The following is a 13,442-nucleotide window of genomic DNA, read 5'->3' on the forward strand; positions in this document are numbered from 1 at the left end:
ATAATCAAATGTATTGCAATTGTCACTAAGTACATTGCCGTATATCTATATAACCACAAGAGGATCGATTTGGATTCATTTTTTTATGAAAATTTATCGGGAAACCACACCAGCAACGTATTCTACGAGGTCAACGATACGGACTCCGAGTGAGACCCGTTTGTTGTTCGGCCTATGGCGGGCATAGGCTAAAATGCTGTGTCCATTCCATTCACAGGAGAGCAGGTACCTTCCACCCTGGTACTCACAGGAGACCACCCGGGCATCGGTAAAGCGCAAGTGAGGGAGGAATTCGGGAAAAGCCAACGAGGGATTATCGTGGACAATCACCCTCTCAGGACGGAAAAAGACCTGCTTTTGTTCACCACTGCTACGGAATACCACAGTATCGGGCCCTTTATCGATGGAGACCAGTGTCTGGGGGATAAGTGCATGGGGAAGCAGTGTTCCCTCACCCATGAATCGTGCTGCGAATAGGGTAGCAGGATGCTGGTAGATCGCCTCAGGCGTATCGAACTGTTCCATTCGCCCCTGTTGCATGACCACAACCCGATCACTGATCGTGAGGGCCTCTTCCTGGTCATGAGTAACATAGAGGGTGGTTATCCCGGTAGCTTCGTGGATGTGGCGGATCTGTTGCCGCAACCTCTTTCGCATTTTTGCATCAAGTGCGGAAAGCGGTTCATCGAGAAGCAGCAATTGTGGTTCTGCAGCCAACGCCCGTGCTAATGCGACCCTTTGTCGTTCTCCTCCACTCAACTCACCGATTTTCCGTTTGTTGTAGCCGACGAGGTCTACAAGTCCTAACAGACCATTTACCTTCTCCTGGCGTTCTTTTTTTGGCAACTTCTTCAGTTTAAGACTGTATCCGATATTATTCTCCACATTGAGGTGGGGGAAGAGCGCGTAATCCTGGAATACCATGCCGATCTTGCGTTCCCACACCGGCATTGAGGTGATATCGGTACCGTTGAGCATAATGGATCCAGCATTGCAGGGAATGAGCCCGGTTATCAACTGGAGCGTCGTGCTTTTTCCACATCCCGATGGTCCAATGATGCTGACCAATTCTCCCTGCTCGATCGATAGGTCGATTGAAAGGGTGAATTCAGGGTAATCGACCCGCACTTGTGAGCACACTAAACCCATATCAGCCATTGTCTCTCCTTCTGATCGTCTCGATGAATGCAAATAGTATACCACATGTAGCGATCAAAATCGTGCCAAGGGCACATGCTCCGGCAAAATTATAGGATCCGATAAGCCTATACATGACTATCGGTACCGTTACGATACTTGAGTCTGCCAATACCAGTGTGGCATTGATCTCTCCCATACTAATGGCAAAGGCAAATGCTGCCCCTGTTGCCATAGCAGAACGGAGCAAAGGCACTTCGATCTTCCAGAACGTTTGAGAGACGGTAGCGCCAAGGGTCAATGAGGCTTGGGTATAACTGAATGGAATTTTTCGGTATTCGGGAAGGAGTGATCGTAGCACGAAGGGCGAAGTGATCACCACATGGGCAAGCACCACCAGAATGACATTCATTGAACGACTTCCCACAATGGCTGTGGAGACCAGATAATAGCCCAGACCAACGATGACCGATGAGACTGCCATCGGCAACATGGCATAGATTTCCATCGATAGGGCTGAACGATTCCTGCTCTTTCGCAATCGGGCAGAGAGCATTGTTCCTATGGTCAGAGAAATGATTGAAGTGACCACAGCGATAACAATACTGAGGAGTAAAGCTGAGCCTGCTGTTCCCAATGCACTTCCGGCTACCTCATCGATACCGAAAAGCTGTCTGTACCATCGCAAGGAAAAGGCCATGTCACCTGAACGAGAGACTGGAGCCATGAAGGAGCGGTACATGATTCCTACCAATGGGCCAAGGACAAATACGACGGAAAACATGAGATACGAGATAACCGCGAAACGGCCGAGGAATGAGCTTGGACGACGTTCGAGTCTCCGTTCATCGATTCTCTCGATATCTTCTTGGTGGGCCATCATTTTTTGGGTCCATATGTGCGCAGCAACCAGAATAAGTGTTACCGCTATAGAGAGAATACTCAAGGCGGCAGCGCCCTCCATATCGAGTGTCATGCGAGCCCTTCGGTAGATCTCCACTTCCAACGTAGAAAACTGTGGCCCTCCACCCAAGACCAAGAGGATGGCAAAGCTTGAGAAACAAAAGAGGAAGATCAATGTGGATGCACTGAGAATAGCGGGTATGAGGCGTGGCAGTGTGACAGTCCTAAAGATTGTCCACCGTTTGGCTCCCATGGTCATCGCAGCATGGTTATACCGGGATGGTAATTGTTCCCAGAATGAGGATATGAGTCCCAAAGCGATAGGAAAATTGTAGAAAGCATGGGCAAGGATCACTGCTGCGAAGGTGTAGAGAATACGCAGTGGTGGCTCACTTAAATCGAAGATGCCCATAAGCATCTGGTTTACCAATCCGTTGTTTCCATAGAATATGACGAAACCCAATACAACAAGGATCGATGGGAGGACGAACGGTATGGTGCAGATTGCCTTGATTATCCCTTTCCCCTTGAAACGGTAGGTTGCCAAGAGGTACGCTCCTGGCAGTCCGATTGCCACCGATACGAGGGTGCTTACCAATGCCTGTAAGAGGGTGAATCTAAGGATGCGGTGGGTATAGGGATCAATGAGAGTCGATCCCAAACGGGAAAGCGAGAAGCCTCCATCAATATCGATGAAGGCTTTACTGAGAATAACCGATAGGGGAATGAGGAAGAGAAAGGTCAGCAGCAGTATGGCAGGAGTACTCAGGGTCCTATAGAATCGTGATGTATCGAGAATGTTGTTACGTTGGGACACCTTTCTCTCCTCCTATTTATTGCCAAACGAAGCGAGTGGAAAGGGACCATGAAATGATCCCGTATCCAAGTAGTTACAGGCAACGAAAGCTTGCTTGCGACCCGTTTACTTACTCATTACCTCGACCCACCCGGATAGCCACTTGTCACGATTTTGTGCGATTTCCTCACCATCGAGCATAAGCGATCGTGTCGGTTTGGGAATCATCGAAAAGGCCTCATGCAGAACGGTATCGGTATTCACCGGATACATGATATTTGCCGTTGCGATATCGGCTTGGGCTTCGGTAAGCAAGAAGTCCACGAATTGTTGCGCAGCATCGAGATCCTGTGTCGAGTCAACGATACCTACACCTTCGATTACTGCCATATTTCCCTCATCGAATACCTGGGCTTTGAAACGTTCGGAATCCTCGTACAGGATATGATACACCGGACTGGTTGTGTAGCTGATAACCAAAGGAGCTTCTCCTTCGGTAAAGAGTCCATAACCACTGGACCAGCCATCGGCGATTGTGAGCACATTTGGCTTTAGTGCTTCCCACCACTGTAGGTAGTTCTCACCATAGACTGCAATCGTCCATTCCAGCAACCCCATTCCGACACTCGATGTCCTAGGATCCATTAAAATGATACTCCGTTCCCATTTCGGATCGAGTAGGTCATCCAATGAGCGGGGAGGGTTGGTCACTTTCTGTGAATCGTAGATGAATGCATAGTTGCCATAGTTGAACGGTAAAAGGTTATAGGTTGAGTCGAAATGGAGGAATTGGGGAATCTTAGTCAGAGCGGGAGATTCGTAGGGCATGAATAAGCCTGATGAAATCGTCTCATGCAACAATTCGTTGGAGATACCGATAACGACATCGGCCTGGGGATTGTGTTTCTCCAGTTCCAGTTTTCCCAATAATTCTCCCCCATTGCCAGCTGATATCAGATTGACTTTGATACCGGTTTGCTCTTCGAATCGGGGAACAACCAACGGACCTGGTCCCCATTCTGAGACGAATGAATCGTAGGCATAGACGGTGATTGAACGACCTTTTGCTTCTTGGCTCTCGTTTCCGCCCTGCGCGAAAAGCAGGGTAGGAATCAAAAGGACAGCCAGAACCAACATGCACGTGTGCTTTTTCATATAAGCACCTCCTAAGATGGTTTCTGTCTGTGGGGATGGTATGTGAGTTTACGTGCCTCCCTACGCTGGAATTACCCAGGTCAGGTTCTACGGGTGTAATCTCAGGCCACTTTACAAGGGCCACCCCAAGACATCTCTACGGTAGACAAATTAGGTCTTGGTGTCAAGTTCAAGTTTCGCTACCGCAAAGATACCGACCTATCATGGAATCAGGGATAATTGTTTTGCATTGTACTCTAGCACGTCGAGGATGCTTGCTGTACCAAATGGTCCGGGGAAATTGACCAACTGGACATATTGTCGCCCATCCTTCTGTAGGGGAGCTCCCTGTGGGCTATGCCAATTGTCCATGATCAAATCTGGATTCAGCGCTTCGATATCGCGAATATCGTTCATCGTCAGCTCCTGCGGCCCATAGACACGTATGACATCGTACCCCAAATAGCGAGCCAATGCCTGATGATGAAATTGGACTGCGACTTTGGTGGTCTTAGCATCTTGTGCCTCAGCACCTTCAAGCATTCGTGAGGAAAGTACATCCAATTGTCCTTTCCAAACTCTATAAGCCTCTTCAGTTCCCAATAGACGAGACACTGCTGCTGCCGATTCAGATAACTTATCAGGTGCGTTGTTCGTCTGTACGTTGATAAGACGGTTCTCCGAAAGTTCAGCTGCCTGTATTAGATTCTTCACAAACCCCTCATATCCTGCCCAAAAAACGAGATCAGCCTGAGATGCCCGGACAATATCCTGTGGTGAGAAATCGTACTCGGGGGGGTGGCGAAGTTCGACAGGCGCAAGCACCAGAACATCCTGTGCCCCACCGGCTTCGGCGATCGCTCCAACCCAACTCGTCGATGCAACAATCGATGGACCCATGGATTTTGTACCTGCATAGGCCTCATACCGTGATGCACTTGAGAGTTCATCCTCACCCTGAGCGAAAAGCATTCCTGGCAATACCAGAAAAGCGACCAAAAATAAAACTACTGTGTTACGCATAGTTGCCTCCAAAAATGACTATCTGTGTTCTATCTCTTAATTAGATTAGCGGTAAGCAAAGACAATCCCAACAGTACCGTTGCAGTCATTGCTGCGCTCGCACCTACTGGGAGATTGAACAGTAGGGCGACGATAAATCCTCCAACAGTCGTGACCATGCCAAATAGGGAGGAGAGCATGAGAGCACCACCGAATGATCGTGCGAATCGCAAAGCCGCGATACCGGGAAGAAGAATAATTGCATCGACAAGCAGAGCTCCTACCAGACGGAGAGCTGTAGCGATGCCGAGTCCCAAGAGTACGAAGAGAATGACCATCATAGTCTCAATAGGAACCCCAAGGATTTGGGCTAGATCACGATTGAGCAATACCAATTGTATCTCCCTATAGGCGATAATGAAGGAGAGGATTATCAGGAGGCCTACTGAAGCTGTCGCTATCAGATCCGACTGGCTGAGCATGAGAATATTACCTGCGAATATATCGAAAACCTGCATTGCAGGAACTCCCGTAGCGGCAAGTATGATAAATGCTCCTGCCAGAGATCCGGTCATAAATAGCCCACTTATGGAGCTGGTGGAGATAGCTTTACCTTTGGCTAGAACACCCATGGTTACCGATGCTACCAATACCATGGAAAAGGCACCAATGGTTGAGGAGAATCCGAGAGCCATTCCAGCTGCAGCACCGAAAAGTCCCACATGCATAAGTGTGAATCGGATCGCGGTGAGATGTAATGCTACAATGACAACTCCTAATAGACTGAGCGTCCCTCCGGCAATCAGCATCCCGAAGAAAGCGTGTCTAATTACGGGAATGCCCCAAGATTCGATTACCATTTGGATCATGACTGAGCCTCTGTAATCTCCACCAGTTTTCCATCCTCCATATGCAGTACTCTATCCGATAATCTTTTTCCAAGAGGGTCATGGCTTACCATGATAGAGGTAAATCCGAATTGCTGTTGCAGTCTCTCTATCAGCTCTAGGATCTCATGTTTTGCTGAAGTATCGAGGTATGTGGTAGGTTCATCCATCAAAACCAATTGGGGGTCACGGATCAGAGCACGTGCACAAGCCACCCGTTGTAGTTGCCCTCCTGAGAGGGTACGGATATCGCGGTGGGAAAAATTTTCCATGTCCACAAGTTCCAACCGTTGGCGGGCTTTTTCCAAATCCTCTTTCGTTGACCGTCTAAACCATGAAAATTGAGTACCCCATAGTCCCAACAGGACACTTTCTTCAACAGTTATGGCAATTTGGGGGTCGCTTTGTACTTGGGTAAGCACTCCGATACTCCGTTTCACATAGTGCCTCGCAAGTGGTTTTGACAGTTCGTTCCCTAGCACCTCGACAGATCCTCGGGAGGCTGGAAGGTTGCCTGATATCATTTTGAGCAGGGTACTCTTTCCGCTTCCATTCGGACCGGTGATCAGTATACGTTCCCCTTTGCCTACGGTGAAATCAAGATCTTTTATTACCGATTTTCTTCCATATGAGGCAGATGCTTTGTGCATGTGTATAGTAGGATTTTCATGTTGTTTGTTCATACGCGTAATTGCTCGTAGAGACGGTCTGTAGCTGCAATGTTGATACGACCGATGACCTGTTTTTGACCGGTTATATGGCGAGCCCAAGCATTAACTTCATCGTAACGGCCACTTACCACGAGGATTTTTATGACGATGTCCTTTTCCAAATGCATCTGCAGGTTGGTGGTCAATTTCAATGAGGGGTAGTCGGATAGAGGAACCCGGACAAGGTTCGTGGTGTAGTGGAATATGAGCGATATGACTGCGGTAACTGCGGTATCGCTCTCTTCCAACCCCTCTTCAAGCATCTGTTGTCGCACCATGGATCGGATGGTTTCCGATCTGTTGGGATGGGCATGGAGCTCGGTAAGCTCATCTAAGAGTCCCACCATCTCCTTATCCATGGAAACACCGAAACGAACGATTTCAGACATCGTAGCCTCCGTGACGATTATTTAGGATATAGTAGCACGAATATATATATTTGTGCTACTGGTTCTCTGTTTATATACTGTTACATCGGATATAGATTGCTTTTTCGGGTGACAAGATTGACCGCACTTGCGAGTAGGGGTAGTATAGCTATATGGAAACCTTGGTAAGTACACAGACAATGGAGCAAATAGATTCTCGATCTCAAAGCGATTATTCTATTCCTGCGCTAGTTTTGATGGAGCAGGCCGGAAGTAAGGGCTGGCATGCCTTTGCCGATTTCGCCAAGGAGAAGGGGCGGGAATTTAAGAACGTGGTCTTCGTAGCAGGCGGAGGGAATAATGGTGGCGATGCCCTTGTCATGGCTAGAGAGGCCTTTTTCTCTGGATTAGAAAATTTCTCTATCCTTTTAGTTGGCAGCCGTGTATCGAATGCGTGTTCGGTGCATCGAAATATTAGCCGTAAACTTGGCTTTACGATGTTTGAAGCAGAGAATGAGGATGGGATGATATCAACCCATACGAGCAGTCTTTTAGCGGATGCCGATGTCATAGTCGATGGTATCGCGGGTACCGGATTACGGGGTTTGCTCAGTGGAACTACAGCTGAAATTGTTAAGATGATCAATGCCCGTCAGAATCAGGGAGCTCTGGTTATGGCTGTCGATATTCCCTCTGGATGCAGTGACGGTATGAGTGTTGCAGGACCGAGGATCATAGCGGATGTCACCGTAACCATGGGACTCCGCAAGGCTGCTGCATACCATCCGGTATGTCGTATGGGGTGGGGTACTATCTTGCGGGTGAATCCATCCTTCCCTCCCGCCTTGCTAAAGAATTCGGTAGCTGTCGCTACACTCAGTGATCATGCCGATCTGAAGATCATGCCCTATCATGAGGATGTCTATAAGAATAAAAGAGGACATCTAGCGCTGTTCGCGGGAAGTACCTCCTATACGGGTGCACCCCGACTTACTGCACGGGGAGCTTTCCATAGCAGATGTGGCTTGGTCACACTCTGTTGTTCCAAGGATGTGGCATCGGTTGCTTCCGCTGAATCTCCATCTATTATCGTGCAATCCCTTTCCGATGGTGAGACGGTCTCTTCCCACACGCTATCTGTTGGTTACCAGGCTATTGCAGCAGGTCCCGGTTGGGGTGACGGACATCAGGATCAGCTGATTGAGATCTTAAACAGTGGGCTGCCAACCGTGCTCGATGCAGATGCTATAACGACTTTTGCCTCCATCGTGGGTGAACACCGTCTCCAAGGGACTGCCCATGGGCCGTTAATTTTGACTCCCCACCCCGGGGAACTCCACCGAATGCTTGAAGCCCTTCATATGCCGTTATTGGCACAGGAGACGGGACCTTCAAGTTCTCCCGAATCGTTCATTGATTCGCTAAGAAGGGTAGCGGTTGCCTTGGAGTTGGTGATTGTCTACAAGAGCCATGTCTTATGGATAGTCGATGGTAGGAATGGTGGTGCTCTTCCCATCGTGGTAGATGGAATGAATAATGCCTTAGGTGTTGCCGGAAGTGGCGATGTCCTTACCGGAGTAATCGGTTCGCTGTTGGCTCAAGGCTATGATCCCTTACAGGCTGCACACACTGGTGTATTGATTCATCAGGAAGCGGGGCTGAGGGCAAGAAGTGAGGCGGGTTGGTTCGATGCCGAGACTCTTACTAGCCACGTCGGCATTGTTTGCCGGAATGCGGAACACGGGTAACTCGAATGTACCAACTCTACCTGCTGGTTATTATCTATCTGCTTATCGGCGCTGGACTCCTTTTGGTGGATGAATATGGCGGTAGGTATATTATTCTAATTCGATTGCGCAACAGTGTCCGTCATAATTTCCTGTTACAACTTTTTCTGGTAATGGTGGGGCTATTTCTTTCTCCCCTTGTATTCTTTTTTCCCGTAGATCCAGGGCCAATCCTCTTTGGGGACTTCATTCCATTGGTGTTCATCGTGGTTCTCTCGATCTACCATGTTTCTCAATTGGTTTTGGGTAAGAAACATGGTATGTTCGATGGAGAAGATGCCCAACGGTTCAGGCCTCCTGGTTTTACCGTGCCTCCCGAGAGTCAGGAGGATGTGTTGAAGAAGACCGGATCCTTGATTGAAACCCATAGAAGGAATCTGGGGTACCTGGTTCTTGCTTCGGCTTTGTTGCATTTTCTATTTCCTTCAGCGGTATTGCTATAGAGGAGTTTGACATGAGTGGACAGGAGCATACGTTGGAACGTATTACGACTGCTGGAGTCTTATTCGAGGCTGGTCGATATTTCATAGCCAAACGGAAAGTCGGTGGCGCAGTAGGTGGATTATGGGAATTCCCTGGGGGGAAACACCGTTGGGGTGAGACTCCGCAAGAGTCCCTCGCTCGTGAATTCAGTGAGGAATTCGGTATGGTGATCAAGGTCGGAAGTTGCTTTCTTGAACACGAGTTCCACCATAAGCATACGCTTTTCCATCTGCAAGCCTATTGGGTGGAAGCACAACAGCCGTTTACGCTCACCTTGCATGAGCATGATGAGAGTCGCTGGGTCACTGTGGAGGAAATGATGGAGCTCCCCTTCGTCCCCTCCGATATTGCTATCAGGGAAAAACTAGAGGAGCTCTCTCTCGCATAGTGATCTGTAACATCCAATAACTATAGTATCGTACCGTGCGGAATGATCGCGTTCTTGTGGATGACGATGATTCCATCGTGGATAGAGTAGTTTGTATAATCTCCTTCAATCCGATCGATATCATCTATGCCGATCCTACATCCATCGCCAATACGTGCATTCTGGTCAATGATAGCCCTACGTATGATGGTTGCTCGACCTATTCCTACATTTGGAATCTTCTTCCGTGCATTTTCTGCCTTTTCTTCAGGAGTCTCGTAGAAAGATGCTCCCATACAGTAGACGCCATCGAGGCTTGCTCCCGATTCGATCAATGTGCGGACACCGATGATTGAGTTTACGATATAGGCATTCGTAATAATCGAACCCTCGCTCGTCAGCGAACAACTTATATTGCAGAAGTTGACCTTTGTAGCAGGGAGGTGTCTTCGGTGAGTATAGATAGGCATCTCTTCGTTGTAGAAATTGAATGCTGGAGTTACGGATGCAAGGTCGATATTGGTATCATAAAACGCCTTCACCGTTCCAATATCCTCCCAGAAACCATCGTACACATAGGTTGCTACCTTCTTTGTCTTGATGACATCAGGAATAATCTCTTTTCCAAAGTCGGTGGATTGGTTGCTCTCAAGCATCTCCTCCATCGCCCTAGCATCAAAAATATAGATTCCCATGGATGCGAGGTACTCGTTATGTTCGGTGGGTTTCTGGTTAAGGCTCTCCTTGAGTAGTTTACTTGGTATCTGATATTCGCTGATATCGAGATCAGGAGCCGGTTTCTCATAGAACTTTTTCACGATCCCCTTTTCATCAGCACCAATGATACCCAATCCAGTAGCCTCTTGCCTGCTAATAGTCTTCGCTGCAATGGTCAATACCGCCCCACTTTCGATATGGGTTTTAAGCATCTCACGGTAATCCATACGATACAACTGGTCTCCAGATAGAATCAGATAGTAGTCTGCATTCTGGTCAGCAAAGTGTTTCAGATTCTTGCGGACTGCATCAGCTGTTCCCTGATACCAATCATTGTTGTGATAGGTTTGCTCTGCGGCAAGGATCTCAACAAATCCATTGGAGAACGTATCGAATATATAGGTATTCGCTATATGGTTGTGCAATGACGCAGAATTGAATTGCGTGAGAATGTAGATTTGCTTTATCTCACTATTTATACAATTCGAGATGGGGATATCTACGAGACGATATTTTCCTGCGAACGGGACGGCCGGCTTTGATCGGTCCTTGGTCAAAGGATACAATCGAGTCCCTTTGCCGCCTCCCAATACGATTGCGATAGTTTTAGTTCTTCCCATTCCAGTCACCCCTTGTGTATAGTCTCATACACTTTCATGTAATCTTCAGCCGAATTGATCCAAGAAAAATCGACTGCCATACCACGCTTCCGTATGGTGGAAATCTGTTTGATATCTTCATGGTACAGCGAGACAGCTCTCTGTACAGCAGTGAATATCGCATTTCCGGACATCTGTTCGAAAAGGATCCCCGTACCTTCTTCCTCATCTATATCGACGATTGAGTCGGCAAGACCACCCGTTCTTCTCGCAATTGGGATGGTTCCGTAGCGAAGGCTATACATCTGGTTCAATCCACATGGTTCATAACGGCTGGGCATGAGGAAAAAATCGCTTCCAGCCTCTACCAAGTGGGCAGCCTCATTACTGAATATTAGGTTCACAGAAAGATTGTCGTGCAATTCTGCCAGAGTAGTGAGCTTTTCCTCAATCGCTTTATCCCCTGTACCAATGATTAGTACTTGTACCGGCAGGTCGGTGAGTATTTGTTCAAGTGCACAGGGAGAACCTTGGCATAATTCCACGAAACCTTTTTGATCAGCAATCCTACTAATCATAGAGACTACGGGTGTAGCGTCCTCGACTGGCAATCCGAACCGTTTTTGCATGATCCTTTTGAGCTTACCCTTGTTGGTAAGATCTTCCGCTGTAAAATGGAGATCGAGTAGACCGTCCGTAGTAGGATTCCACTCCTCGGTATCGATCCCGTTTAGGATTCCGTACAGGTTATCGGCATGGGAGAGTAGCAGCGTTTCCAATCCGCATCCCTGCAACTCTCCTTGGATTTCCTTTGCATACGTGGGACTCACTGTGGTGAGAACATGTGCTGTCTCAAGACCGTTTTTAAGCATATTTGCACGCTTATGGATTCCTTTTCCACTGAAAAAACGGGAATCAATATCCATATCGGCAAGAAGCAGGTCCATCCTGGGAAAGTCTCCCTGGTATGCTAGATTATGGATAGTGAAGACCGATTTCGTCTGCTTGAAGGTTTGTGCAGGATCCTGTTGTGCAAGAGCCGGCACGAAGCCGACAGTCCAATCATGGCAATGGAGAATCTCGGGAATCCATGCTAGCTCTTTGCATAAGGCGAGTGCTGCCTTAGAAAAGAGGGTATATCGGATCAGATTGTCAGGGTAGGGAGTAAAAGAGGTATCTCCGTAGATTCCTTTGCGCTTTGAAAACCACTGATGGTCCACCAGATAGACGGTGACCTGTTGGTATTGGAGCTGCTTGAATCGCACAGTTTCGACCTCAGTGCCTAAGGAGACTTCCAATCGGTATGGCATTTCGACGAATGATGTGTCATCAGTAAGACCATATCCGGGAATGACCAGACGAACATCGTTACCTAAGGTCGCAAGAGCGATCGATAAGGAGGATGCCACATCGGCCAAACCTCCCGATTTGGAGAACGGAACTGCTTCACTCGAGACCATTAATATTCTCATATACCAATTACACCACTGTTACAGTTGTATCGTCAAGGGAATTCGTCTATCGATTTTTAGAGAATCAACATGAAAAAACCCGCCAAAATGACGGGTTTTCTTCGATATTTGCAGGTAATTCAATAGACTCTATACGTATGCCTGGCCTTTGAGTTCATCGATATACTCGGCAGCGGCATGGGCTGCGATAGAGCCGTCAGAAGCAGCTGTAACCACCTGTCGGAAAGGTGTGTTGCGTACATCACCAACGGCATAGAGTCCCGGTGTAGTGGTACTCATGAGTTCATTGGTCACAAGGTATCCCGAATCATCTGTTTCAGCGAAGGGAACCAGCTGTGTCCTCGGGTCTGCACCGATAAAGATGAATACCGCATCAAACTGTTCCTCATAATCCCTGTCATGTTCCGAATCGTGTAAGGATACGGAGGTAACCTTTTTGCCATCTCCCTTAATTTCGTTTACCGTATGCATGAAACGGACATCCACATGTTCATCGTGTTCAACCATACCGGCAATGCTCCGTTGAGCCCTGAAGCGGTCCTTTCTATGGACTATGACAATGTCCTCACTGAGTTTGGATAGGAAGAGCGATTCACCACAAGCCGAGTCTCCACCACCAACCACGAGTATTCTTTTCTTCTTGAAGAAGGGACCATCACATGTGGCACAATAGGAAACGCCTTTTCCCTGATATTCTTTCTCACCCGGTACTCCCAGTTCGCGCCGTTTAGCACCTGTGGACATGATCACTACAGGTACGGTGAAATTCCCATCACTAGTTTCAACCGTATAGGAACCATCTTCATTATGGGTAACCTTGTCTACCGAGCCATAGTGGATGACTGCTCCAAAGCGTTCGGCCTGTTTAGCAAACTTGTCTGCAAGATCAAAACCGCTAATGGGCTCATCAAATCCTGGATAGTTCTCCAGTTCATCTACGATCAGTGTCTGCCCACCGGGGGCAAGCTCTTCGAATACATGGGCACTGAGCCCTGCCCGTGCAGCATATTGTGCAGCGGAGAGTCCTGCTGGACCTCCTCCTACGATGATGATATCGGGTTGTTTCTCTTTATCACTCAT

13 protein-coding genes and 1 riboswitch are annotated in these 13,442 nt (G+C 48.0%); of the genes, 3 read left to right on the forward strand and 10 right to left on the reverse strand.

Annotated elements, in window-relative coordinates; all coding sequences use genetic code 11:
* Positions 1 to 93 precede the first annotated feature (93 nt).
* From ACODJP_RS12830 to ACODJP_RS12860, 7 genes are all read right to left on the reverse strand, one after another.
* Positions 94 to 1,158 carry an ABC transporter ATP-binding protein gene (locus ACODJP_RS12830; protein ID WP_422482137.1) on the reverse strand — a complete coding sequence of 355 codons (1,065 nt, stop codon included), beginning with the start codon at positions 1,156 to 1,158 and terminating at the stop codon, positions 94 to 96.
* Positions 1,151 to 2,857 carry an ABC transporter permease gene (locus ACODJP_RS12835; protein ID WP_422482139.1) on the reverse strand — a complete coding sequence of 569 codons (1,707 nt, stop codon included), beginning with the start codon at positions 2,855 to 2,857 and terminating at the stop codon, positions 1,151 to 1,153. Before ACODJP_RS12835 ends, ACODJP_RS12830 begins: the two co-directional genes overlap by 8 nt.
* A gap of 105 nt (positions 2,858 to 2,962) precedes the next feature.
* On the reverse strand, positions 2,963 to 3,991 hold the full coding sequence (locus ACODJP_RS12840) for a thiamine ABC transporter substrate-binding protein (RefSeq protein WP_422482141.1): 1,029 nt from the start codon (positions 3,989 to 3,991) through the stop codon (positions 2,963 to 2,965).
* Between the two features lie 39 nt (positions 3,992 to 4,030).
* Positions 4,031 to 4,129: riboswitch (TPP riboswitch) on the reverse strand.
* Positions 4,130 to 4,192: 63 nt separating this feature from the next.
* Positions 4,193 to 4,993: a hypothetical protein gene (locus tag ACODJP_RS12845; protein WP_422482143.1), complete on the reverse strand. Its 801-nt coding sequence runs from the start codon at positions 4,991 to 4,993 to the stop codon at positions 4,193 to 4,195.
* A gap of 29 nt (positions 4,994 to 5,022) precedes the next feature.
* On the reverse strand, positions 5,023 to 5,841 hold the full coding sequence (locus tag ACODJP_RS12850; RefSeq protein WP_422482145.1) for a metal ABC transporter permease: 819 nt from the start codon (positions 5,839 to 5,841) through the stop codon (positions 5,023 to 5,025).
* Positions 5,838 to 6,509, reverse strand: a complete 672-nt coding sequence (locus tag ACODJP_RS12855) for an ABC transporter ATP-binding protein (protein ID WP_422482147.1) — start codon at positions 6,507 to 6,509, stop codon at positions 5,838 to 5,840. Before ACODJP_RS12855 ends, ACODJP_RS12850 begins: the two co-directional genes overlap by 4 nt.
* A 29-nt stretch (positions 6,510 to 6,538) precedes the next feature.
* Entirely contained in the window at positions 6,539 to 6,958 is a 420-nt protein-coding gene (locus ACODJP_RS12860) for a CopG family ribbon-helix-helix protein (RefSeq protein ID WP_422482149.1), read from the reverse strand.
* A gap of 152 nt (positions 6,959 to 7,110) precedes the next feature.
* Between ACODJP_RS12860 and ACODJP_RS12865 the strand changes: the two genes are divergently transcribed.
* From ACODJP_RS12865 to ACODJP_RS12875, 3 genes are read left to right on the forward strand one after another with little or no spacing between them, the layout of a single operon-like run.
* Complete coding sequence (locus tag ACODJP_RS12865; RefSeq protein WP_422482151.1) at positions 7,111 to 8,685, forward strand: NAD(P)H-hydrate dehydratase; 1,575 nt, start codon at positions 7,111 to 7,113, stop codon at positions 8,683 to 8,685.
* Between the two features lie 5 nt (positions 8,686 to 8,690).
* On the forward strand, positions 8,691 to 9,167 hold the full coding sequence (locus tag ACODJP_RS12870; RefSeq protein ID WP_422482153.1) for a hypothetical protein: 477 nt from the start codon (positions 8,691 to 8,693) through the stop codon (positions 9,165 to 9,167).
* An 11-nt stretch (positions 9,168 to 9,178) separates the two neighbouring features.
* Complete coding sequence (locus ACODJP_RS12875) at positions 9,179 to 9,595, forward strand: (deoxy)nucleoside triphosphate pyrophosphohydrolase (RefSeq protein ID WP_422482155.1); 417 nt, start codon at positions 9,179 to 9,181, stop codon at positions 9,593 to 9,595.
* Between the two features lie 20 nt (positions 9,596 to 9,615).
* Here the strand turns inward: ACODJP_RS12875 and ACODJP_RS12880 are convergent, their stop codons facing one another.
* The 3 genes from ACODJP_RS12880 to ACODJP_RS12890 all read right to left on the reverse strand — a co-directional run bounded on the left by ACODJP_RS12880 (position 9,616) and on the right by ACODJP_RS12890 (position 13,442).
* A complete protein-coding gene (locus tag ACODJP_RS12880) occupies positions 9,616 to 10,911 on the reverse strand; it encodes a glucose-1-phosphate adenylyltransferase (protein ID WP_422482157.1) in 1,296 nt (431 codons plus the stop codon).
* A gap of 5 nt (positions 10,912 to 10,916) precedes the next feature.
* Positions 10,917 to 12,362, reverse strand: a complete 1,446-nt coding sequence (locus tag ACODJP_RS12885) for a glycogen synthase (protein ID WP_422482159.1) — start codon at positions 12,360 to 12,362, stop codon at positions 10,917 to 10,919.
* Between the two features lie 129 nt (positions 12,363 to 12,491).
* Positions 12,492 to 13,442 carry an NAD(P)/FAD-dependent oxidoreductase gene (locus ACODJP_RS12890; RefSeq protein ID WP_422482161.1) on the reverse strand — a complete coding sequence of 317 codons (951 nt, stop codon included), beginning with the start codon at positions 13,440 to 13,442 and terminating at the stop codon, positions 12,492 to 12,494.

Source organism: Pleomorphochaeta sp. DL1XJH-081, from assembly GCF_049310885.1.
Taxonomy (GTDB): Bacteria; Spirochaetota; Spirochaetia; order Sphaerochaetales; family Sphaerochaetaceae; genus CAYZJV01.

Bases quoted from the DNA above. Each gene is read 5' to 3' on its own strand.
- ACODJP_RS12830 (WP_422482137.1), bottom strand. From the start codon at position 1,158: ATGGCTGATATGGGTTTAGTGTGCTCACAAGTGCGGGTCGATTACCCT.
- ACODJP_RS12840 (WP_422482141.1), bottom strand. From the start codon at position 3,991: ATGAAAAAGCACACGTGCATGTTGGTTCTGGCTGTCCTTTTGATTCCT.
- ACODJP_RS12845 (WP_422482143.1), bottom strand. From the start codon at position 4,993: ATGCGTAACACAGTAGTTTTATTTTTGGTCGCTTTTCTGGTATTGCCA.
- ACODJP_RS12850 (WP_422482145.1), bottom strand. From the start codon at position 5,841: ATGATCCAAATGGTAATCGAATCTTGGGGCATTCCCGTAATTAGACAC.
- ACODJP_RS12855 (WP_422482147.1), bottom strand. From the start codon at position 6,509: ATGCACAAAGCATCTGCCTCATATGGAAGAAAATCGGTAATAAAAGAT.
- ACODJP_RS12860 (WP_422482149.1), bottom strand. From the start codon at position 6,958: ATGTCTGAAATCGTTCGTTTCGGTGTTTCCATGGATAAGGAGATGGTG.
- ACODJP_RS12865 (WP_422482151.1), top strand. From the start codon at position 7,111: ATGGAAACCTTGGTAAGTACACAGACAATGGAGCAAATAGATTCTCGA.
- ACODJP_RS12870 (WP_422482153.1), top strand. From the start codon at position 8,691: ATGTACCAACTCTACCTGCTGGTTATTATCTATCTGCTTATCGGCGCT.
- ACODJP_RS12875 (WP_422482155.1), top strand. From the start codon at position 9,179: ATGAGTGGACAGGAGCATACGTTGGAACGTATTACGACTGCTGGAGTC.
- ACODJP_RS12880 (WP_422482157.1), bottom strand. From the start codon at position 10,911: ATGGGAAGAACTAAAACTATCGCAATCGTATTGGGAGGCGGCAAAGGG.
- ACODJP_RS12885 (WP_422482159.1), bottom strand. From the start codon at position 12,362: ATGAGAATATTAATGGTCTCGAGTGAAGCAGTTCCGTTCTCCAAATCG.
- ACODJP_RS12890 (WP_422482161.1), bottom strand. From the start codon at position 13,442: ATGAGTGATAAAGAGAAACAACCCGATATCATCATCGTAGGAGGAGGT.